General features: G+C 62.8%; 20 protein-coding genes and 3 pseudogenes. 9 read left to right on the forward strand and 14 right to left on the reverse strand.

The features are described from left to right. Positions 1-95 precede the first annotated feature (95 nt). From ASG77_RS08000 to ASG77_RS21200, 5 genes and pseudogenes are all read left to right on the forward strand, one after another. On the forward strand, positions 96-977 hold the full coding sequence (locus ASG77_RS08000) for a F510_1955 family glycosylhydrolase (protein ID WP_056343607.1): 882 nt from the start codon (positions 96-98) through the stop codon (positions 975-977). A gap of 29 nt (positions 978-1,006) precedes the next feature. Further along, positions 1,007-1,198 (forward strand): annotated as a pseudogene (locus ASG77_RS22495) (four-helix bundle copper-binding protein); the annotation flags it as partial. 135 nt (positions 1,199-1,333) lie between these two features. Further along, on the forward strand, positions 1,334-1,606 hold the full coding sequence (locus tag ASG77_RS08005) for an SHOCT domain-containing protein (RefSeq protein ID WP_056343611.1): 273 nt from the start codon (positions 1,334-1,336) through the stop codon (positions 1,604-1,606). Next, the gene (locus tag ASG77_RS08010) at positions 1,606-3,072 is read left to right on the forward strand and encodes a multicopper oxidase family protein (protein ID WP_056343615.1); all 1,467 of its coding nucleotides are present in this window, start codon (positions 1,606-1,608) and stop codon (positions 3,070-3,072) included. Before ASG77_RS08005 ends, ASG77_RS08010 begins: the two co-directional genes overlap by 1 nt. 90 nt (positions 3,073-3,162) lie before the next feature. Further along, positions 3,163-3,297, forward strand: a pseudogene (locus ASG77_RS21200) (YnfA family protein); the annotation flags it as partial. A gap of 290 nt (positions 3,298-3,587) precedes the next feature. Here ASG77_RS21200 and ASG77_RS08015 read toward each other — a convergent pair. After that, complete coding sequence (locus ASG77_RS08015; RefSeq protein WP_056343618.1) at positions 3,588-4,052, reverse strand: transposase family protein; 465 nt, start codon at positions 4,050-4,052, stop codon at positions 3,588-3,590. Between the two features lie 395 nt (positions 4,053-4,447). Between ASG77_RS08015 and ASG77_RS08020 the strand changes: the two genes are divergently transcribed. Beyond that, complete coding sequence (locus tag ASG77_RS08020; RefSeq protein WP_056343621.1) at positions 4,448-4,852, forward strand: hypothetical protein; 405 nt, start codon at positions 4,448-4,450, stop codon at positions 4,850-4,852. A gap of 322 nt (positions 4,853-5,174) precedes the next feature. After that, positions 5,175-6,653 (forward strand): sialidase family protein, encoded by a 1,479-nt coding sequence (locus tag ASG77_RS08025; RefSeq protein WP_200950704.1) that lies wholly within the window; start codon positions 5,175-5,177, stop codon positions 6,651-6,653. A gap of 382 nt (positions 6,654-7,035) precedes the next feature. On the opposite strand, the gene ASG77_RS08030 is transcribed toward ASG77_RS08025, so the two are convergent. From ASG77_RS08030 to ASG77_RS08055, 8 genes and pseudogenes are all read right to left on the reverse strand, one after another. Next, a complete protein-coding gene (locus tag ASG77_RS08030) occupies positions 7,036-7,368 on the reverse strand; it encodes a DUF6510 family protein (protein WP_235564398.1) in 333 nt (110 codons plus the stop codon). Beyond that, positions 7,365-8,102: a ferredoxin reductase gene (locus ASG77_RS08035; protein ID WP_235564400.1), complete on the reverse strand. Its 738-nt coding sequence runs from the start codon at positions 8,100-8,102 to the stop codon at positions 7,365-7,367. The genes ASG77_RS08030 and ASG77_RS08035 overlap by 4 nt, the downstream gene beginning before the upstream one ends. 10 nt (positions 8,103-8,112) lie before the next feature. Next, on the reverse strand, positions 8,113-8,703 hold the full coding sequence (locus ASG77_RS08040; RefSeq protein ID WP_056343626.1) for a molybdopterin-dependent oxidoreductase: 591 nt from the start codon (positions 8,701-8,703) through the stop codon (positions 8,113-8,115). Positions 8,704-9,133: 430 nt separating this feature from the next. Further along, positions 9,134-9,565: a YybH family protein gene (locus ASG77_RS08045; RefSeq protein WP_056343629.1), complete on the reverse strand. Its 432-nt coding sequence runs from the start codon at positions 9,563-9,565 to the stop codon at positions 9,134-9,136. Between the two features lie 329 nt (positions 9,566-9,894). Beyond that, entirely contained in the window at positions 9,895-10,290 is a 396-nt protein-coding gene (locus ASG77_RS08050) for a DDE-type integrase/transposase/recombinase (protein ID WP_156380228.1), read from the reverse strand. A 328-nt stretch (positions 10,291-10,618) separates the two neighbouring features. Then, entirely contained in the window at positions 10,619-10,777 is a 159-nt protein-coding gene (locus tag ASG77_RS21205) for a transposase (protein ID WP_082575905.1), read from the reverse strand. Positions 10,778-10,826: 49 nt separating this feature from the next. Then, a pseudogene (locus tag ASG77_RS21210) lies at positions 10,827-10,961 on the reverse strand (phage tail protein); the annotation flags it as partial. A 312-nt stretch (positions 10,962-11,273) separates the two neighbouring features. Then, on the reverse strand, positions 11,274-11,477 hold the full coding sequence (locus ASG77_RS08055) for a hypothetical protein (RefSeq protein WP_056343633.1): 204 nt from the start codon (positions 11,475-11,477) through the stop codon (positions 11,274-11,276). Between the two features lie 1,100 nt (positions 11,478-12,577). Here ASG77_RS08055 and ASG77_RS08065 point away from each other — a divergent pair. Continuing rightward, positions 12,578-13,072: a hypothetical protein gene (locus ASG77_RS08065; RefSeq protein WP_235564402.1), complete on the forward strand. Its 495-nt coding sequence runs from the start codon at positions 12,578-12,580 to the stop codon at positions 13,070-13,072. A gap of 306 nt (positions 13,073-13,378) precedes the next feature. Here the strand turns inward: ASG77_RS08065 and ASG77_RS08070 are convergent, their stop codons facing one another. After that, complete coding sequence (locus tag ASG77_RS08070) at positions 13,379-14,179, reverse strand: alpha/beta fold hydrolase (protein ID WP_056343641.1); 801 nt, start codon at positions 14,177-14,179, stop codon at positions 13,379-13,381. A 268-nt stretch (positions 14,180-14,447) separates the two neighbouring features. Here ASG77_RS08070 and ASG77_RS08075 point away from each other — a divergent pair, with 268 nt between their 5' ends. Continuing rightward, positions 14,448-15,203 carry an ArsR/SmtB family transcription factor gene (locus ASG77_RS08075; RefSeq protein WP_200950707.1) on the forward strand — a complete coding sequence of 252 codons (756 nt, stop codon included), beginning with the start codon at positions 14,448-14,450 and terminating at the stop codon, positions 15,201-15,203. A 540-nt stretch (positions 15,204-15,743) separates the two neighbouring features. On the opposite strand, the gene ASG77_RS08080 is transcribed toward ASG77_RS08075, so the two are convergent. From ASG77_RS08080 to ASG77_RS22905, 4 genes are all read right to left on the reverse strand, one after another. Beyond that, on the reverse strand, positions 15,744-16,049 hold the full coding sequence (locus tag ASG77_RS08080) for a helix-turn-helix domain-containing protein (RefSeq protein ID WP_200950709.1): 306 nt from the start codon (positions 16,047-16,049) through the stop codon (positions 15,744-15,746). Next, positions 16,049-16,243: a type II toxin-antitoxin system RelE/ParE family toxin gene (locus tag ASG77_RS22500; RefSeq protein WP_235564405.1), complete on the reverse strand. Its 195-nt coding sequence runs from the start codon at positions 16,241-16,243 to the stop codon at positions 16,049-16,051. The genes ASG77_RS08080 and ASG77_RS22500 overlap by 1 nt, the downstream gene beginning before the upstream one ends. A gap of 682 nt (positions 16,244-16,925) precedes the next feature. Continuing rightward, on the reverse strand, positions 16,926-18,611 hold the full coding sequence (locus ASG77_RS08090; protein ID WP_235564406.1) for a DEAD/DEAH box helicase: 1,686 nt from the start codon (positions 18,609-18,611) through the stop codon (positions 16,926-16,928). Between the two features lie 172 nt (positions 18,612-18,783). Then, positions 18,784-19,164 (reverse strand): WD40/YVTN/BNR-like repeat-containing protein, encoded by a 381-nt coding sequence (locus ASG77_RS22905; RefSeq protein ID WP_327019614.1) that lies wholly within the window; start codon positions 19,162-19,164, stop codon positions 18,784-18,786. Positions 19,165-19,762 lie beyond the last annotated feature (598 nt).

Genomic DNA, 19,762 nt, shown 5'->3' on the forward strand with positions numbered 1-19,762 from the left:
CCTCCTGGCCACCCTCTGACCGGTGTCCTCCGGCGCCGGCCCTCAGGGGCCGGCGCCATCCCTGCCATCTCACAAGCTGAATCCCTGGAGCCCCCATGCCCATTCCCTCCCGTCCCCGGGTCCGCACCACAGCTGTCCTGGCAGCTGGCGCCGGCCTCATTCTTGCCCTGACAGGGTGCAGTCCGTCCTCCGTCACCGCCGGAGCATCCCCTGCAGGCAGCACTGGTAGCCTCATGCCTGACGCCCACGTTCACGGGCTGAGCGTCAGCAGCAAAACCGGCCAGGTGCTCCTGGCCACCCACGATGGCCTGTTCGACATGACAAAGCAGCCTGTCACCAAAATTGGCGCCACCAACGACCTGATGGGTTTCACCGGCGGCACCGACCATGGAGTCCTCTACGCCTCCGGTCACCCCGGAGAAGGCTCCGACCTAGCCAACCCGCTCGGGCTGATCAGATCCACAGATGCCGGTAAAACCTGGGAAAAGCTCTCCCGTCAGGGTCAATCCGATTTCCACGCGCTCACCGCGACGAAATCCGGCATCGTCGGCTTCGACGGCGCACTACGCACCAGCCCGGACGGAAAAGTCTGGAACACGGTGGCCGCGGATTTCGTCCCCGCAGCCCTCGCTGGAAGTCCGACCAGTGACACCGTCCTGGCCACTACCCCGCAAGGGATCCGCCGCTCCACCGATGGCGGTCAAACCTGGAACATGGTGGACACTGGACCGGTGATTCAGTTCGCCGCCTTCGCGAGCCCAGCCGAAGCTGTCGGAGTCGAACCCGACGGGACCGTCCACTACTCCGCGGACGCCGGCGCGACCTGGACCCGCAAAGGGCGAATCCAAGGCGCAGTTCAGGCTGTGGCCGCGGTGAAGGGCCCGGAGGCAAACCTCTCGATCTGGGCCGCCACGGCCGACGGGCTCGTCATCTCCACCGATGGTGGAACGACGTTTCGTACTGCCGGCGGCTCCTGACCGCGCTTTACGTGACCCCTCCATGCATCATCCTGACCCACCAAACAGCGTCCGACGCGGACACGGGCCGGGCAATCCTGGAAGCCTGCCGCACCGCCTGCGCCGCGTGCGCCAAAGAATGCGAGAGGCACGCCGGGATGCATGAGCACTGCAGGATCTGCGCCGAGGCATGCCGCCGGTGTGCGACGGCATGCGCCTCCCCCCTGGCTGCATCAGACTGAACATCAGCCGGCCTTCCCCGGCCGGTTCGGTTTGCGTCTAGCCCGGCCCGGGCGGGGACGGGACCTAGGACTCTACCTGTCAGCCGAGCCTGCGTTAAGACTAGGAGTAACTCCCTGAAGCGAAAGGCACCGGTCATGATGTGGGGATACGGACAAGGCATGGGATGGATGTGGCTCTGGGTTCCTCTGCTGCTCATCGGGATCGCGCTGCTGGTGCTGCTTGCGGTCAGGGTCGCTCGCGGCGGCTTCCGCAGCGGATACGGGCAGCCGGGCACTGGAGGGTATGGCGGCCCGCCGCCTATCGGAGGTAGCAGGGCCCGCCAGATCCTCGACGAGCGCTTTGCGAGAGGAGAACTCACCGCGGACCAGTACCGCGAACACCTCAAAGTGCTCGGTGAGGGCCCCTAGTGCAACCCGTCAGCCGGCGCCAGGCGCTGCTGCTAGGCGGCCTCGGCATTGCTGCGACAGCGGCTGGCAGTGCCGGGCTGATCTGGACCCTTACGTCGAGGGAGCCTTTCGTCACCGGAAGCGAGCTGACCCAGCCCCCGGAGGAACGGAGCACGAATGGCCAGCTACAGGTACGGCTCGAAGCCGCACCCGGACAGATACGGTTGGCAGGCCGTCCGGCTGCGGCCCTTTGCTATAACGGGAGCAGCCCCGGCCCGACCCTTCGTATCCGCGCCGGCGACGTCCTGAAGATCATGCTCGTCAACAACCTGGCCCAGGCCACGAACCTGCACGTGCACGGGCTGCACGTGTCCCCCGAGGGTAACGGGGACAACGTCTTCATTGCGGTGGAACCTGGTGGTACCTTCGACTACGAATACAAACTTCCACGAGATCATCCTCCGGGCGTGTACTGGTACCACCCCCACCACCACGGCATGGTCGCCGATCAGGTCTTCGCCGGCCTCTTCGGAGCGATCATCGTCGAGGACCCGGAGCCCATCGAGGCGAGCGTGGAGCGGGTGCTGGTCATTTCGGACACCACCCTGGACACCCTGGGCAATATCCCGGCAGTCCCGGTGATGGAACGGATGATGGGTCGTGAGGGTGAACTAATCCTTGTCAACGGTCAAAGCAACCCGCAATTCACTGCCCGCCCAGGGCAGCGGGAAAGGTGGCGCATCGTCAACACGTGCGTGGCCCGCTATCTCCGGTTGCGGCTCGACGGCCAGCAGATGCAGCTCCTCGGCATGGACTCCGGACGCTTCCCCGCACCGGAGACAGTGGAAGAACTGCTGCTGACGCCCGGCAACCGGGCAGAGTTGCTCGTGACCGCATCAACCGGCGATGCGGTCCTGCGGGCGTTCTACCAGAACCGGGGAAGCATGCCGGGAATGATGGGACCGGGATTCGGGGCACGGAGCCCTGCAGACCAGCCGGACGGCGCCGCACTGGCCACTCTCCGCGTCTCCGGCGAACCAGTCGCATCCCCGGCGTCCGTGCCCGCCCAACAGGCGCTGGGAGACCTGCGGTCCGCCGCCGTCGCGGCACGCCGGCAGATTGTCCTGGCCGTCGGCATGGGCATGGGTGGTGGCGCCGGCATGATGCGTTTCACCATCAACGGCAAGGAATTCAACGAGGCCAGAACTGACACCACGGTAGCGGCCGGGAATGTGGAGGAATGGACGCTGACCAACACCAGTCCCATGGACCACCCGTTCCACCTGCATGTCTGGCCAATGCAAATCATCGAGGAAAACGGCCAAGCCACGAAAACCGCCATCTGGCAGGACGTGGTCAACGTACGCGCAAACGGGCGCGTGAAGGTCAGAGTGGATTTTAGGGATTTCCGCGGACGCTCCGTATACCACTGCCACATCCTGGATCACGAGGACGTCGGCATGATGAGTGCCATTGAAGTCCGGTGAGAAGTCGCATCGACGCACCCTGGCACTATTCCGGAAAACCCCCATGCCGGGGCGGCGTCGACAGCGCTGTGCATCGGGCACGATGGATCCATGACCGTTGCCAAGCCCATCCTTGTCTTCGTCCTTGCCGTCGTCGCCGAAATCGGCGGTGCCTGGCTCGTCTGGCAATCGGTTCGGGAGGGCAAGGACTGGTGGTGGGCCGGGCTCGGAGTACTCGCGCTGGGTTAATTTGCCTGTTCGGGGTGGCCGTCATCATGTTCGCCCCGCGCAACGGTGGTTGAGGAGATCGGACAGACCCATGCAGTTGCCACCGATGCTGTTGCCCCGTCCTTGCCGCATCACGACGAAAAGACCGGACGGGGGCATGAAACTTGAATTCTTCGAACCGGCAGAGGCTGCCACCGTCCTCAAGTGTTCAGAATCATGGCTAAGAGACGGGGCTGCTAATGGCGAGTTCCCGCACGCCGCCTGGGGCAAGGGGAAGATCATCTTCACGTCTGTCCACCTCAGAGAGATTACGGCACCGGCAGGCGCAGGGCGGCGTCACCGATGACCTGATGGACCAGCCACCACGAGATCCCGAACGCCAGGGCCGTCTCGGACACGGCCCGTCCGGAGGTGATGACCGCGTCCAGCACCGTCGGCCGCAGCCGCCGTGTTGACCGGGCCCGGCGCGGGACCTGCGGCGTCGCTTCGCAGAACGATTTCCGCTCGCACAGGTACTCGTCACAGAACCATCGCCGCTTGTTCCAGAGGAGCACCACGCGGCCAGCGACCGGGATGTCACGCAGCCGCTGACACCGGCGCTCCTTGACCCGGGACGCGATCACGCCGCAACTCGGGCACCCCGGTGGGAACGTGGTCTCAACCGTGACGTGGCGTGCCCCGTCCGGGAGCAGCACAGTGCCGGTGACACGGTAATCAGGCAGGTTGAAGATCAAGCTGGCAGCATCTTCGGCCGCCCCAGTAGGCTCTGACAAGGCTCGTGGTTCCTGTTCAGGTTGAATGCGTAGTAACACTCATCCCAGCAGGACCACGAGTCCTCTGCTTGCTACAACACGAACCTATTTCCCCGGGAACCTTGAAGAGCCGGTTAAATGGGTGATGGTGCTGGCCGGAAGCGCTGGTGCGCCGGCCCACCACACGGGGCCCTCCCCACCGCAAACCCTCCGTCCAGAACCACTTCGCTGTACGTGAGCCCATTCGCGCTCGCCGTCGAGGTCTCGGTAGAAGCATTTGCCAAACTCATCGCAGCACCCGGACAGCGGCCGGTATTTCGCGGGCATTTATTGAGGCTTGCCCCCATTTCGCGGGCACTTTACGTGAGTCTTGTCGGGCCCTTGCGCGGGCGCCCAGCTTGTGTTTCTCTGAGCGCATGGACGAGCATCTCCGCTGGCTCGACGGCCTCGCGCAAGCCGATCTGGTCCGAGCGCAGAAGACGAGCCCGGCGGAACTCAAGGCTGAGGCCCGCGAGCGGATTCGCCGCCGCTACCCCGAGCTCAACGCTCTGGTGGGGGAGGCTGTGCATGGCGGGCCGCCCGCCGATGCACCCGCGAACGACGCCGCCCTCCCGCGGCCAGCGCGCCGGTCGCGGGGGTCCCGTTCCTCGTCAAGGACCTCGCGCTCGAGATCGAGGGGCACACCGTTCACGGAGGGGTCCCAATGGGCCGCGGGGACACTCGCCGGCACCGAAGAAGCTCCCATGCGGGGCGAGAAGGCGGCGGGCCGCTTCCTCATCTTCGATGCCGAGTACGCCACATCGCGGGCGGCCCCGCCATGAGCGTCCCCGCCAGCCTGGCGCTCGCGGTCGCGTTCCCCGGCCGTCCGGGCGGCGATGCCCGGCTCATGGCCCTGGCGGCCCAGTTCGAGGCCGCCAGGCCTTTGGCGCGGGCATCACCGTGTTCGACGCGTGCCCGAGCCGCGAGGGGCTTTGAGCCGTTCAGCGCGAGCCGCAGGTTCGCCGAGGCCGGCCCTCCGCGTTCGAGGCGGAGCCGCTTGGTGACCTCGTGAGCTGGACTTCCCCGGAACGCACAGGCCCGTAGCGGACCGTTGATTGTTGTCGCACCCGCACCCAGCACCCCCCACCCTTGTAGGAGAAACCAATGATCGCCAAACACCTGCGCCGAGCCGCGCTGCTCACCATGCTGCCGGCCGCGCTCATGCTCAACATGTCTGGAGCCTCCGCCGCGACGCTCAGCCCCCTGGTCGTTGCGAGCGGGGCCAGCCCGTTCTCGGGCTGCACGTTGGGCTCCGCTCCCGGCGCCGTGAACTACCCGAACGCCGAGGTCGAGCCGTGGGTGGCCGCCAATCCGGCCAACTCCAACAACATCATCGGCGTGTGGCAGCAGGACCGCTGGTCCGACGGCGGCGCGCGCGGCCTCGTGGCCGGCTACTCGACGAACGGGGGTTCGACCTGGAACGAGGTAGCCCAGCCGTTCTCGGCCTGCGCGGCGGGCGGACCTTCCCGCTACGACCGTGCCTCGGACCCGTGGGTCTCGATAGGACCGGACGGCACGGCATATTCGGTATCCCTCTCGTTCCAAGGCGTCGGCGTCGACAATGCCGTTCTCGCCTCGACCTCCCACGACGGCGGAGCAACATGGACTGCGCCAAAGACCCTGATCGAAGACCTTGGGTCTCCGCAGTTCTTCAACGACAAGGAGTCCATCACTGCTGACCCAATATTCCCGGGCACGGCCTACGCGGTATGGGACCGGCTCGTCTCACCGACCGACAACCCGAGGGCGACGGCCCATGCGGCCGCTTTCACGGGACCAACGCTCTTCTCGAAAACGACCGACCGGGGCGCCACGTGGAGCTCGCCGACGGTCATCGTGCCCACTGGCAACAGGCAGCAGACCATCGGCAACCAGATCGTCGTCGGGCCTGACGGCACGCTCTACAACTTCTTCGACCTCATCCTGGGCACGGGCAAGAACGGTATCGACAAACTGCACGGGCTCAACGTCGCGTTCACCAAGTCCACGGACGGGGGCACCAACTGGACGGCCCCGCAGATCATCGCGAAGCTCAACACCGTGGGCGTCACCGACCCCAACACGGGGGCGCCCGTCCGGACCGGGGACATCATCCCAGAGCCAGCTGTCGACCCAGCCACCGGGCAACTGTACGTCGTGTGGCAGGATTCACGGTTCAACGGCGGGCACTATGATGAGGTCGCAATCTCGACGTCGACTGACGGCGGCATGACCTGGAGCGCGCCGGCGCGGGCCAACACGCCGAATGGCGTCCCGGCCTTCACCCCGAGCGTCCGCGTCGCCGGCGGGAAGGTCGGCGTCACGTACTACGACTTCCGGAATCTCACCGTCGGGAACACGAGCACGCTTCCCACGGACTACTGGTTCACATCCTCCCCAGTGGGCGCTCCTGCATTCGAGGATGAGACGCACGTGTATGGCCCGTTCGACATGATGACGGCACCCGTGGCCCGCGGGTTCTTCGTGGGCGACTACGCCGGCCTGGCCTCCATCGGTTCGTCGTTCGCGTCGCTGTCCGTACGGGCCAACGACGCAATCGTGTCCAACCGGACCGACGCCGTGTTCACGGTCATCACGCCGTAGGCGAGCCGCCCGCAAGGCAGAAACCGGCCAAGGCTGAGGACTCGAGCCGCACCGTCGTCATCCTGGATGTCGACCCAGAACTCTTACCCAGAGTAGAACCAGCGGACCCCAGAGTCAGTCACGAGATCAAGATGGACCCCTGACGGTGACCTTCTCCCGCGTGTAGAGCGTGCTCGACGGGGTTCTCTTTCTCGGTCATGGCCCGATGCTGCCGCCTGCTTCTGCCACGGCCTTGTTCAGGTGGTTGGCTAGGCAAGATGGCTTCGTAAGCGGCCTATCCTTTCCTCTCTGAGAGATCGACAGAATCTGCAATATCGGCCATCCGAAGCGGTGGAGGATGAGTCCTCACTGAGGCGGTGTCGACGCCAGAGCCACTTGGGGCCTACTCTTCGCGGTCGATCTCCAAGTAGCTGAGGCCGCTCAAATCCAGCCAATATTGGGTTGGTGTTTCGACCAATCGCAGCAGCAGGCCCTGGCAGTCGCGGCACCGGACCACAATACCGGGCGCGTCCGTGAAGACCATGGCCTCGCCAAAAGCCCTGACTGAGCCGCAATGCCTGCAGCGTCCCAGCGCCGCGATGATGTCGATGCGGAACACTTCCGACAGGGCGCCGGCAGCGGCGTTCCCGTCCACATACGGAATCGGGTCATGGGGTCCTGCTGCAATGTCCTGGTCTTCGGAGTCGGGGACAGCGAAGTCGTCGGCGCTGTTCACCGGATACCTCCTGTCCCGCCAAACCGTTCGGTCTTTATCGACTCCGGCGAATAGCCGGCCATTACAAGCCAGTCCGCAACGGTCTCCACGAAGACTGTTTGGCCGCAAACAAAAACATCCAGGTTCTCCTCCATTGGGAAGATCTTGCCCAAAAGGCTCTCCGAGGTAAGGCGCGCTGGCGTGGCCGGCCAGCCCTCCGGAGTCGAACGCGTATAGACGTAGTCGACCATCAGCTTGGCTGATTCCTGGTCCAATCGGTGCAGCTCGCCGCGGTAAAGCGAAGCATCCGGAGACTTGAGGGAATAGAGCAATCTGAAAGGGGCCGAGTTATTGGAAGCCTGATGGGCGCGGATCATCGACATCAGCGGCACTACACCTGACCCTCCCCCGATCAACTGAACCCGGTTCGCATTGCTCGGCCGCCAGACAAACCAGCCGCCCACTGGTCCCCGGATTTCCAGCCGGTCCCCGACTGTCAGGTCCCGGACAAGGTAAGGCGACACTTCGCCGTCGGGAAGTTCGTCAACGGTGATTTCCAGATGCTCATCCTCACTTGTGGATGCCACCGAGTAAGACCGGATGGCTGTATACCCGTCGTCTGCGGTGAGGCGGATGTCAATGTGTTGGCCGGCCAGATGTCCCATCAAACCATCCACGCGAAGCCTAATGGTCCGGGCTGTGGCGTTTTCCCGTACCTCGCCCACCACTTCAGCGACGTGCCATACAGAACTCACGGCAGGGGCCTCACGAGTACCGCTCCTCGCGCCACGGATTGCCGTGAAGATGATATCCATTCGATTCCCAGAAACCGGGAACGTCTTCCCCTGTCAGCTCCAAACCATGAATCCATTTGGCGCTTTTCCAGAAATACAAATGCGGCACCAATAGCCGTGCCGGACCGCCATGCGCCCGTTCAAGAGGTACGTGATCGAACTCCCAGACCACCCATGCCTTGCCGCCCAGAAGGTCCCACAGCGGAACATTGGTTGTGTAGCCGCCGAAGGAATGGGCGGTGGCGAAGTCGCTGGTGGTCTCCACGTTTTCGAAGAGCGTGTCCAACGAAACTCCACGCCACACTGTTCCCAGTTTTGACCAGCTGGTCACGCAGTGAATGTCTTTGGTGATTTCCTCCTGCGGCAAGGCCATGAACTCATTCCAGGACCACGAGAGCCGCTGGCCATTCTCCGCAGTGATGAAGAACTCCCATTCGTCGACGGGAATGAGCGGAGCGGGTCCCGCGGTCAGGACGGGAAAGTCCTGCGTTTCATGCTGGCCAGGAGGCAATGCAGGATTCTCGGACCGTCGTCCACGGAAACCGGAAGAAATGATACCCATGATGCACCTCCGCAGTGGAGCTCCACCCGGCCAACGACCGTTGCCCCAACCATAGGGCAACCTCTGGGCGTGGTCTAGGGATCGACGAGGCTGAGCCAGTGTGTCGAGCAATAACCAATCCCTGATTTGAAGTGAACAAGCTGTCGACGCTCGAGTGGTGCCCGGTAGAGACACAGCCCACACCCTGACTCGTCGAGCCCAATGTCCTAACGTTCTTCTGGGAGAGCCTGTACCTGCGCCAAAACGAAGCCGGCGTGAGACCCCTCCCTGAGGCCCACCCACCATTCCTCGGCGGAGGATTGTGAAAATAACGGTGTATCAGCGGGCACCCATCTGTTTGGCGTGCCGGAGGGACGAGCCGTGCAGTTAGGAGGGCCTTGCACTTCGTTCACAGCAGGCCGAAGGAAGCGACGTCCTGCGGCGCCCGAACCTAACCCTCGACGACGGACTCGATCGGCCGCGGGGACGTGATCGGATCTGCGTGACGATGAACAACCTTCCAGTGACCGTCTTCCAATCGGAAAATCGTCGTCACCCGAAGAGAGATCCGAGAAAGTTCATCGGCTCCGCCAACCTTGGCCTGAGCCCGTTCAATTTCGACAATGTATGCGAGTTCCGTCCCGATGTACCCCGAGATTCGTTCGAAGGTCGTGGGCTCGCCTTCCCTCAGTTGAGAAACCGCCCGATCCATCACCTGCTCAACTTCACTCCGGCCCCGAACCGGCGGGCCGAGCGGATTTGCTAGCGTGACATCCTCCCGCGCCGAAAACATCTTCTTCTGCAGCCCCGAGTCTCCCCGCACGAAAGCATCGAGCGCTCGATGATACTGCTCCACAACAAAATCGAGATCGGACCCTGACATTGGTTCCTCCAGCCTCGCTTCACGCCGGCGCGGCGCGCCAAGCCCTGTATTAGGCCATCGTGGCACCGCTCACGAACGGTGTCTACATAGGAGCTAAGCAACATACATGCCGGACGCTCCGAGGGCACAAAGATCCCGGCAGATACTGGGTGGCACCCAAAGTTGCCCAGCGGCAGAGGCCGAGCTGCGTCCCAATGCCTCGGTTCTATGGGACAGTCCCGGCCAGTCCAACGTGGCCGCGCCAGCAGATAAGGTGGACCAGGGTCCATTGTCCCCTAACGAAATGCAGCAGCTAAGAAGTCGTAGACGTCTCCACGGAGTGGCGATGTCTACGAGGCAGGAAAGCTGCGGAAAATGGCTCCAGGCTGCAGATGACCGCGGTCCCTGGCCATCTGCAGCGCGCCGGTAGTCAGGGAGGCGCGCATGTGGTCAGCCATCGCCCAGCCGACGACCATGCACGTGCACAGATCGATGACGGTGGCCAAGTAGAGCCACCCCTCGCCGGTGCGCAGGTAAGTGATGTCCCCGAGCAGACGGGATCCCGGGGCGTCGGAGGTGAAATCCCGCCCGATGAGGTCCGCGAAGACCTTGTCCGGATCCGAGGGAATCGTCGTGCGCTTGAACGCCCGCATCCGCTTGGCGGCCCAGCCATTCTCCGCCATGATGACCGCTACAGTTCCCACCGACACCTCGATGCCCGCAGCGGCAAGTTTCGTATGGACCATACAGTGCCCGAAAAATCCCGTCCGAGGAATGGAACATGTCCTTTACGTGTTCTGTCAGCTCCCGGTGCCGGGCCGCTGTTGGGGACTCTTCCGCGGCCAGCCACCGGTAATACGAGGCCCTGGAAGCACCCAGCCGCCGACACATCCACTGGACGGGGAACTGCGCGTTCTTCGCCTGAACAAGGCGGTAGAGGTCCTCTACCGTTGTTCCCTGGCGAAACAGCTGAAACTTTTTTAGGAAGTCATTTTCCCTCTCGACTTCACGCAGCCGGGTTTCCAATGCCTCGTATTTCGCCGGATCCACCGGATCATCCGGCTTTCTCCCGCCCTACGATTGGCCTTCACTATGCAGCCGCACCCATCGCTTCAGGGCGGTCACGGAAATCCCCAGCTCCGGCGCCACCGACGCCGGCGAATGACCCGAGGAAATCACCAGCGCAACGGCAGCAGCCTTGAACTCATCGGAATACGTTGGTCGAGCAGACATGGGCACAATCCTTTCAAACTGTGTCTCACATCAGTAGTACACCTCAGCTAACGGTGAAGTCGTGGTCGTACTTGTTGCGGTAGTAGCGCCCCTCGTTGGCGCGCAGCCCAGCGAGCGCCTCGACGACCGGGGACGATTCCAGGCCGACAGTAGAAACGTTCTTGAAGTCAACAGCGTACGGCACGCGTCCTCCTGATTGGATGTGTTGAGCAAACGATAACGTCGACAACGCTCGTCCAGGCCGAATTTGAACGATGCGTGCCCAAACCGGGACCCGTAGGGGCACAAAGTTTCATTGTCTTGATAAGAAATCCTCGTTGTGCCACGACCGAAACGAGCATGCCGAGGACATAGTCATCGAACCGCTACCGGTCAACAACCGTACAAGCGGATTCTCAAGTTCAAGACAGGCGTTCGCGCATCCCATGAGTCCACGGTCGCCCGTGATCACTTCCACTGTAAGGCCGACGCGGCTGGCGCACGTGTACTTCAGCGGCTAACCCGCAGGTGCCACGACGTCCTCCAGCACCGACCTGTCGAAAAAACGGACCTCGCCCGTCGCTTCGAAGAACACCGGTACCACTGATGTGCTCGGATCCTTGGCCGTCTCGTAGATTTCGGGCCCGCTTCCGTGCTTCCGGGCAACCGTTCCAACAATCTCGGTACCGCGAACCCGGACGGTTCGATATTTGTAGCTCATGTTGACCCCTTCGTCGACTATGGCAAACCCTACCCCTGAGACGAATGTCCAGAACCCTGCGGAGCGTCCGGGGCATTCGGCGCTCCGGCTCTTCGGGTGGAACATCGATCTGTCCGGCGCCGTCCATGAAGCCCTGCACGTTTTCGAAGTCGTTCTGCGCAAAGCCTTGGACCAGCAGCCTTGCATCTGGAACGCCTCCCAGCCGGATCCGTCTACCAACCGCTTTCATTCTTCGGACTGGCTCATCGGCCCCAGTGCTCTCCTGCTCCGCATAGCCGGCCGCGACATCCCCGACGCCACGCGTCGTGCGCTCAAATCGACTACGCGCAGGCAGAAGACGACCTTTCGGAGTACCAGCTGCTGGACTTCGGCGCCTTCGAAAGGTGGAGGGAGGACGAACAGACCATCGAAGGCCACCCACGCGACCCGTTCCACCGCGTCGACGTCCGGGCCAGCTCGCAGCGGGTCAGCGTCAAGTTCGACGGCCATGTGCTGGCCGACCGAACGAGCCCCAAGCGAGCGAGTGAATAGATCTTGAAGATGTCGCTGCTGATACTGGTGAACGGCTTCTGCCAGGACAGTTGCATGTCAGCCAAGGGCTTGATCACTCTGGCGACCATGGCTTGTTGAGTCTCGGCGATGCGCGAGACGGCAAGGATGTTCTTGAGAGTTGATTCCGGGAGCGTGACATAGGGAAATCGATATTGCGGGCCCGCGGCTGCTGGACGCCCTCTATCGTCCTGCGCAGGGCCTCCTTCTGTTCAGGTGTAAGACTGATGCGTTCTTCCGCGTCATCGTTGTTCTCTCCGCTCTCGTCGGAGGCGCCCTGCGGCTGTTCGTCTCCGCTCACGACTGCAGGATAGCGGTACCACCGACAACGCCCGGAGGCTCTGTTCAGCCAAGCAATGCTTCAGCGCTTGGCGCTCCGCGGCCAATAGGCCAATAGCCTGCCTTGGCAGCTTCTACGAGGACGTCGTAGAGCGCATCCTTGTCCCGCTGGGCGCCCATTCGCCCATCCTATTCAAGATATCTCTTGACAAGCCTGCCGTTACGGGTATCTTATTCAAGTACCTACTTGAATAAGAAAGGGGGTGGTGGCCGTGTCCACCATCCAAACTCCACACCAGCAACAGTCCCGCCTCCGGACAGGCGCGGGCCTCATGACGCTGGCCGGGCTGGCTTTCGTGGGGTACGCCGTGATCTTTTTGATAATGAACTTCACGGACGCCTTCCTTGAGCTGGGCATCGGACCCGATCAAGTGGACAAGGGGAAGGCGGAGATCGAGGCGTTCAGCCCGCAGCTGTACCACTACATCAGCCATCTGCACATCGCAGTCAGCGGCTTCATCGCTGCGACCGGCCTGGCTGTCGCAGGGCTGTCCTGGTTCGGAGTGCGCCGAGGAGAACGGTGGGCCTTTGCCACCGCGGTTATCGTCCCGGTCGTCGGCCTGGCAGTGGCCCTGCCCGCACATTACCCGTGGGGTCTGGCCACGCTTGGTCACCTCGGCCTGATCTACCTCGCCGTCCTCATTTTCCTGGTGGGGGTCGTGGCAGCCTACAGCGGAATGCGAGGCCCCGGGATTACACGCCACTGACACTCAGACGACGGACGGACTCCCTCAATCCAGCCGGGCGCTCTGTCGTGCACCGGGCGAATCAGGTCATGTTGTCCAGGCCCTGCGCGACTCGTGAAAAAGTAAATCACGGACGTCCAGAGCTCTCCCGCCCGGCTCGCTGGGGTCCGCGGCACCATCGTACGCGAAGACGTCCGGTGCAGCTCATAGACCATCGCGGCGTGGCTACAGTTGCAGCCTCCAGTGCTGGTGCCCTGTCCGTCGTCGTTGGGGTGCTGGTGGAGGTGCCATCAGCAGCACCCCTATACGGTTGAGATGGCCGTTCGCTCACGCCGACTGGGCGCCTTGGGTGCGCGTCAGGTGCGCCCCCAGCGCCCGCTGGAACGCGTCGATGCTCTCGATGTGGTGGGCGTGATCGCCGTCGAGCTCCACGACTGACGCCTTCGGCAGCCGCTCCCCGAGAACATCGACCACCCGCTTGAGCCAGTCGGCCGTCCTCGTCCCCTTGGTCAGCAGCACAGGGCAGGTAATGCCCGATAGCTCCCCCACCGTGCGCTCCGGATGGTCGAGCGCCTCGCCCTGCCAGGACAACGCCATCCGGTGGCTTAGCCATCGGTCCCAGTTGGGGTGCGATGGCGCGTCCCGGGCGGTCTGGACGAAGCCGGCCAGCTCAAGGAACATGGCCAGATCCTCCCCAGTAACCGGGCGACCGAACAATCCGTGTACCAGCGAATTCACGCGCTCGACGTCTTCGAGCCTGTCGCCGAGCTGTTCGAGGATCCAATACGCGGCTGGCTCCACCAGGGTCAGGGAGCGGACGCGATCAGGGTATTCGATTGCAAACTCGAGCGATGACTTGCCTCCGCCTGACCAGCCCACCAAATGAGAGCTTTCGAGACCCAGCGCATCGAGCGTCAGCCGCAGGGCCTCCCGCTCAGTCTCCGCCGTGTAGCCCGGATCCCCGGGAAGGCCTGCTGATCCGAGCTCGTTGTGAATCGGCTGGATCCGAATCGCACGGTACCTGCCAGCCAGCCGCTTCTGGTGGGGGATCCATGATAGCCACCCCGTGAGGCCACCGGGGATGAGCACGACCGGCTCGCCCTGACCCTGGGAATCATGTTGAAGCACCCTTGGTTCCATAACTCCCTCCGCCTTCGTTCATGACGACGATGGTTTTGCGCAACAGACTACACCCGGGCCCGTGCCATGGCGGCGACAGAAGGACTCCATCATTTTGGTCGCTCATGGTTCGGTGCGCCCTCCATCGTTGTTCACCTCAACTCAGCGTGGGGTCAGGACCGGGAGTCCAAACCATATTCAAGGGAATGCTTGAATACGCCTCCGGAAGGAGATACATTGTCAAGTAGTTTCTTGACCAGATCTGAAGGTTAGGCCGATGAACAAGCCCGGGAAGAGCACCGAGGACATGGACAGTCAGACTCCCATGGGTCACTATCCAGGTAGCCATAAGGCAAAAAGGGAACTCTTTGACGGATTCGCATCCGTTGCCAAGGTTCTTAGCAGCGGAAGGCGGGCGGAGATCGTGGACATCCTCGCTCAGGGCGAGCGCCCGGTTGATGGGATTTCTCACGAAATCGACCAAACGATCGCAAACACGTCACAGCACCTACAGCAACTGCTCCGCGCGGGATTGGTGAAAACCCGGCGCGAGGGGACCAGGATTTACTACTCACTTAGCGGGCCCGCTGTATCCCGGCTCTGGGCTGCCGTCCGGGAGGTGGCCGGCGAACACCTCGCCGAGCTGGATGAACTTGCCATGTCCTACCTGGGCGACCGCTCAACCATGATGACCATGACCCGCGCTGAACTGCGTGAGCGGATAGGCGATGGTGATCTGATCGTCATTGATGTCCGGCCAGAGGCCGAGTTCCAGGCGGGCCACATTGCCGGCGCGATGTCTGTGACGCTTAAGGAGCTGGAGACGCGGCTGGATCAACTACCCAACGATCGCATCGTTGTGGCTTATTGCCGGGGCCCGTACTGCGTCTTCGCGGACAATGCCGTCCGGACGTTGCATCAGCACGGCATCCAAGCCGCACGGTTGGAGGAAGGCTACCCCGAGTGGAAAGACGCAGGGTTCCCCGTGGAGGCTTCCACCACCGACTTGCCTAGGCATGACCATGCTTCGTAGACCATGGCAAGAAAGGGCGCCCCGGCAGCCCGTCCAGCAACTCGGGCTGGAGGCCGGGCAACCGGGACCAGAGGTCGGGCCGCCGCCAAAGCGGTCAAACGGCGTACCGCCTTAGCTGCCTCCCCGCCGTCGAGGCCTTCCAAGGTTGGCCACCTCAGCGGCAGGCGCCACAATGCGGAGCCTACTCTCTGACTGAAGCGGATCGGTGATGGCCGGCAGACGGTGGATTCGGAGCATGCGCGGAGCTGCTCCAGGGCTTCCGGCGCTACTTTCGCGTGGCTGACGTCGAGGCCTTCCCTCAGATGATTGGTACGCTTCACAACCACATAAATTGCCTGGATGCTTTGGGCTCTCACATGACCTTGGGCGGCCACCTCGGCCTGGCGCAATCGAGGTCAACGCGGACCAGTTCCGCTCAGGGTCGGTCCTGATGATGCGTCGCTAAAGCCAATAGCACGTGTTGACAGCGCCTCAGGCTGAGAGCAACCTGAGAAAGTCCGGGCAGCCGGCTGGTGTCGCGGATCGCTCCGAGTCGCTTGGTCAGGCGATCTGAATTCGCTCGTCGCCGAGCTCAACCTCGACACGAAGCCGGCCGCCGAGCGCCTCGACGTATTTCCGCAAAGTATCCACCTGGGCACGATCAATGTCACCGTGCTCGATGCGGGACACCCTGTTCTGGCTGACATGCAGGCGCCCAGCCAGCTCGACCTGCGTCAGCTCAGAGGCCTCGCGGAGCTCCCGAAGCCGGTAGGCCCGGACCTCATCGATCATGCGCTTCTTGTGGGCATTCACAGCTGCCCGGTCAACCGGACGCTTTGCCAGTAGTTCCTCCATGGACTTCGCCACTATGCCCCTCCTTTCAGAATCCTCAGATGATCATCGAACAGGTCATCAGCAACCGGAATGTTCGTCTTGTACCACTTGCTCCAGTTGCCCGCCTTGTCCCCCGCGACAAGCAAGATCGCCCGCCGCTCCGGATCAAAGGCAAACAGGATTCGCAGTTCCGACCGCCCGCTCGATCCCGGCCGCAGCTCCTTCATATTCTTATGCCGTGAACGAACCACTGTGTCGACCAATGGACGCGACCAAGTTGAGGTCCGCGCTCAGCGAGGAGCTCTAATGCAGCAACGATCTGCTCATACGAGTCTTGGTCAAGACCTAACAGCCACGGCTCAACTAGTCCCACGTCAACATTCCAAATCGAGTCCATAATACAACTCAGGTGTTCTACAACTCAAGTGCTATATTCCCGCCGCCGCCGCTCGTTGGACGTGCGGGAAGGACGATCCGTCACACCCATGACGGTTGTGGCCATGCAGTGCATCGCAGAGAACAAGGTCTGGCAAGGCGACAATGTCGTCGTATTCGAGGCGAGAACTCAGGCATCCTCAAGGCGCTTCAGCAGCTCGGCGTCGTGGCTCATAACGAAATCCAGGCCCGCCCCGATTTCTTGCCTGTGCCGGTGACGTTGGACGTCCGAACCGGCAACTTGACCAAGAAGCGCCGACTTGGATGTGTGGGCCTTGGCAGTAGGCTCACCCGGACTTCGGTCACCGTCTTCTGAAACACGCGGGTTTTTGTCCATGTCCGATGATACTAACCGGTATCAGGTAGTTCACTGGCGGGAGACGTATCCGGCTGCCCGACGGTGACTTCTCGAGAATACGGTTCCGAGGAGTTGTGGCAACGCAGACACCGCCGCCTACGGTCCTGGGGACGATGTCATCTGCTCTTGAGCTTGCGCGGATCAGGGAACCCGAGCGAGACATACCCCGGAGCCCGCTTGTTCAGGGATGCGGCCAGTACCGGAGTTGATTCGTCGTAGTAGTCGTGAACTGTCGCCACAGTTTTCCCTGGGTACGGCCGAATTACCCGGCCAACGTACTGGACCAATCTGCCTTTGAACGACACAGGCGCTGCAAGGAACAGGGTATCCAGTTTGGGGCAGTCAAAGCCTTCTCCAATGTATGAGCCGGTGCCCAAGACCAGCAGAGGCTGCGCATCATCGGTGGTCGCAAGAAGGTCGACGGCGGCCTGTCGTTCCTTGGCTTTCATCGCACCAGTGAAAGCCACTGGCTTCAGACCAGCCGCCTCGAACCGGGACCTCAGGGACTCAAGATGGGCTTTCCACGTAGTCAGTACAAGGATTCGGGAGTTCTGTTCGTAAGCTTCAATGACGTCGTCGTAAATTTGCTGTAGGCGTTCCTCATTGGCGATCAAGTCCTTGTAGATGGCAGAGATCCCGCCCGGTTCACTGGGGTCTGCGGCGCCGTCGTACGCGTATGAGGTCCGGTGCAGTTCCAAAGTCAGTGTCGGTTCGGCAATCTCGCGTGCGTGCGTTGGCAGCTGCTGCGGAACAGCTGGGGAAATCGTGTGTGAGATTTGGCCGAGCTGGTGGTAGATCAGCGAGTCCAACTTGTCCCGCCGGTACGGTGTGGCCGTCAGCCCCAGCCAGCACCTGGCCTGGATTTGGTTCATGACGTGGCTGAACGCTGCCGCCGGTACGTGGTGACGTTCGTCCACGATGACGAAACCATAGCCGGCGGTCAGCTCGGCAACATTTTCCCGCCGTGCCAGCGTAGGCAAAAGCGCGACGTCGACCCGACCCGTCGTCTTGGCACGACCACCTCCGATTTGGCCGCACTTCTCGTCCAAGAACTCACGGATGCGGCTGCGCCATTGCTCCGCCAAGGCCTTGCGATCAACCAGAATGAGCGTTGAGACGCCACGAAGTGCCATCGCAGCACACGCCATAACAGTCTTTCCGGTACCGGGCGGGGCCACCAGGACTCCGTGCTCGGCGGCAATGGCAGCGTCGACCGCATCTTGTTGTTCCCCGCGCAGGCGGGCCGAGCACTCGAAGCTGTGGGCCGTGCCTTCCACCCGTTGATCATCAATGCGCAACGAGCTGCCACTCGATTCGACCAGTTGCTGCAAGAAGGGCAACAACCCACGCGGCAAAATGAGGTCACCGTCAAGCGTTTCGTCGTAGTTGCGCAGGTACCGGGGAATATTCCAGGTGGATCGCCTCTGGCGTTGGCGTTCATAGAACTCAGGGTTCGGCATGGACGCCGCATGCTTGACGGCCGAGATCATCGCTGGTCCAAGGTCTGCTGCCTTAATAGTCAGGCGCGATGCGAATGCTGCATGGACGATCAGAGCGGGGCGCGGAACGATCTTCGACGATAGCGGCAGTTCAAGCCGGCGAACCTCTTGTCCAAACTTAACGGCAGGCAGCCTGCGGATGTGCGTACGAACCTCCCGGTCCGAGAGCCGATCCAGGCTGGAAAGGTATGCCCAGTGGTCCTCGTATGGTTCGAGGGCCGTAGTGTCGAGGAACAACGTTGTGCCATGCTGGCGGCGCTTGCCGTTTAGCGGTGCAGCAATCAGGTTGCCCAGTAACTCCACATCATGACCGGCGCCTTCCGCTTCCAGGAGTTGGTACTCCTATTCTCTGCGCGGCGCCGGCTGAGAGGTAGAGTCCCGGGTCCCGGGCCCCGGGTACCGCTGTTCGGCGAGTCCGACCTGGCCAACGGAGGGCCGGCTGATGCTCAGGATGATGCAGTGAGGAGGGAAGTGGTCAGGAGCCGTCTGCGACGGGTCGGAACGTGACTCCGCCGTCGGTGGAGACGACGAGCCCGCTGTCCGTGGCGGCCCAGATCGAGAGGTTTGCCTCCGGGCCCTTCACCGCGGCCACAGCCTGGACTGCGCCTTGGATTTTTCCTTTTCGGGTCCAGGTCGCGCCGGCGTCCGCGGAGGTGTGGACTGTCCCGTCGGGTTCGACTCCGACGGCGTCGGCGGGGCTGGCGAAGGCGGCGAACTGGAGCACGGGTCCGGTGTCCACCGTGTTCCATGCTTTCCCGCCGTCGGTTGAGCGGCGGATCCGTTGCGGGGTGGTGGCCAGGACGGTGTCGCTGGTCGGGCTCCCGGCCAGGACGGCCGGGACGAAATCCGCGGGCACGGTGTTCCAGGTTTCCCGTCCGGGCTGGTACGCAGTCTGCCGTCAAAGCCGACGATTCCGGATTTGGTGGCGGTGAGCGCGTGGAAGTCGGATTCGCCTTGCCGGGAGAGCTGTTCCCACGTTTTTCCGCCGTCGGTGGATCTGATGAGCCCGAGCGGGTTGGGAAGGTCTGAGCCTTCCCCGGGGTGTCCGGAAGTGTACAGGACGCCGTGGTCAGTGCCGCCGGTGAAGCCCAGCAGGTCGTTAGTGGCAGCGATTTTGGTGGCGGGCTGTTTCGTCATGTCGAACAGGCCATCGTGGGTGGCCAGGAGCACCTGGCCGGTTTTGCTGCTGACGCTCAGGCCGTGAATGTGAGCGTCAGGCATGAGGCTACCAGTGCTGCCTGCAGGGGATGCTCCGGCGGTGACGGAGGACGGACTGCACCCTGTCAGGGCAACGATGAGGCCGACGCTGGCTGCCAGGGCAGCCGTGGCTCGGGTCCGGGGACGGGCGGGATTGGTCATGGGGGCTCCAGGGATTCAGCTTGTGAGATGGCAGGGATGGCGCCGGCCCCTGAGGGCCGGCGCCGGAGGACACCGGTCAGAGGGTGGCCAGGAGG

Source organism: Arthrobacter sp. Soil762, from assembly GCF_001428335.1.
Classification (GTDB): domain Bacteria; phylum Actinomycetota; class Actinomycetes; order Actinomycetales; family Micrococcaceae; genus Arthrobacter.

Bases quoted from the DNA above. Each gene is read 5' to 3' on its own strand.
- ASG77_RS08005 (WP_056343611.1), top strand. From the start codon at position 1,334: ATGATGTGGGGATACGGACAAGGCATGGGATGGATGTGGCTCTGGGTT.
- ASG77_RS21205 (WP_082575905.1), bottom strand. From the start codon at position 10,777: ATGTCTGCTCGACCAACGTATTCCGATGAGTTCAAGGCTGCTGCCGTT.
- ASG77_RS22500 (WP_235564405.1), bottom strand. From the start codon at position 16,243: ATGAAGGAGCTGCGGCCGGGATCGAGCGGGCGGTCGGAACTGCGAATC.
- ASG77_RS08000 (WP_056343607.1), top strand. From the start codon at position 96: ATGCCCATTCCCTCCCGTCCCCGGGTCCGCACCACAGCTGTCCTGGCA.
- ASG77_RS08045 (WP_056343629.1), bottom strand. From the start codon at position 9,565: ATGTCAGGGTCCGATCTCGATTTTGTTGTGGAGCAGTATCATCGAGCG.
- ASG77_RS08075 (WP_200950707.1), top strand. From the start codon at position 14,448: ATGAACAAGCCCGGGAAGAGCACCGAGGACATGGACAGTCAGACTCCC.
- ASG77_RS08040 (WP_056343626.1), bottom strand. From the start codon at position 8,703: ATGGGTATCATTTCTTCCGGTTTCCGTGGACGACGGTCCGAGAATCCT.
- ASG77_RS08020 (WP_056343621.1), top strand. From the start codon at position 4,448: ATGGACGAGCATCTCCGCTGGCTCGACGGCCTCGCGCAAGCCGATCTG.
- ASG77_RS08055 (WP_056343633.1), bottom strand. From the start codon at position 11,477: ATGAGCTACAAATATCGAACCGTCCGGGTTCGCGGTACCGAGATTGTT.
- ASG77_RS08050 (WP_156380228.1), bottom strand. From the start codon at position 10,290: ATGGTCCATACGAAACTTGCCGCTGCGGGCATCGAGGTGTCGGTGGGA.
- ASG77_RS08025 (WP_200950704.1), top strand. From the start codon at position 5,175: ATGATCGCCAAACACCTGCGCCGAGCCGCGCTGCTCACCATGCTGCCG.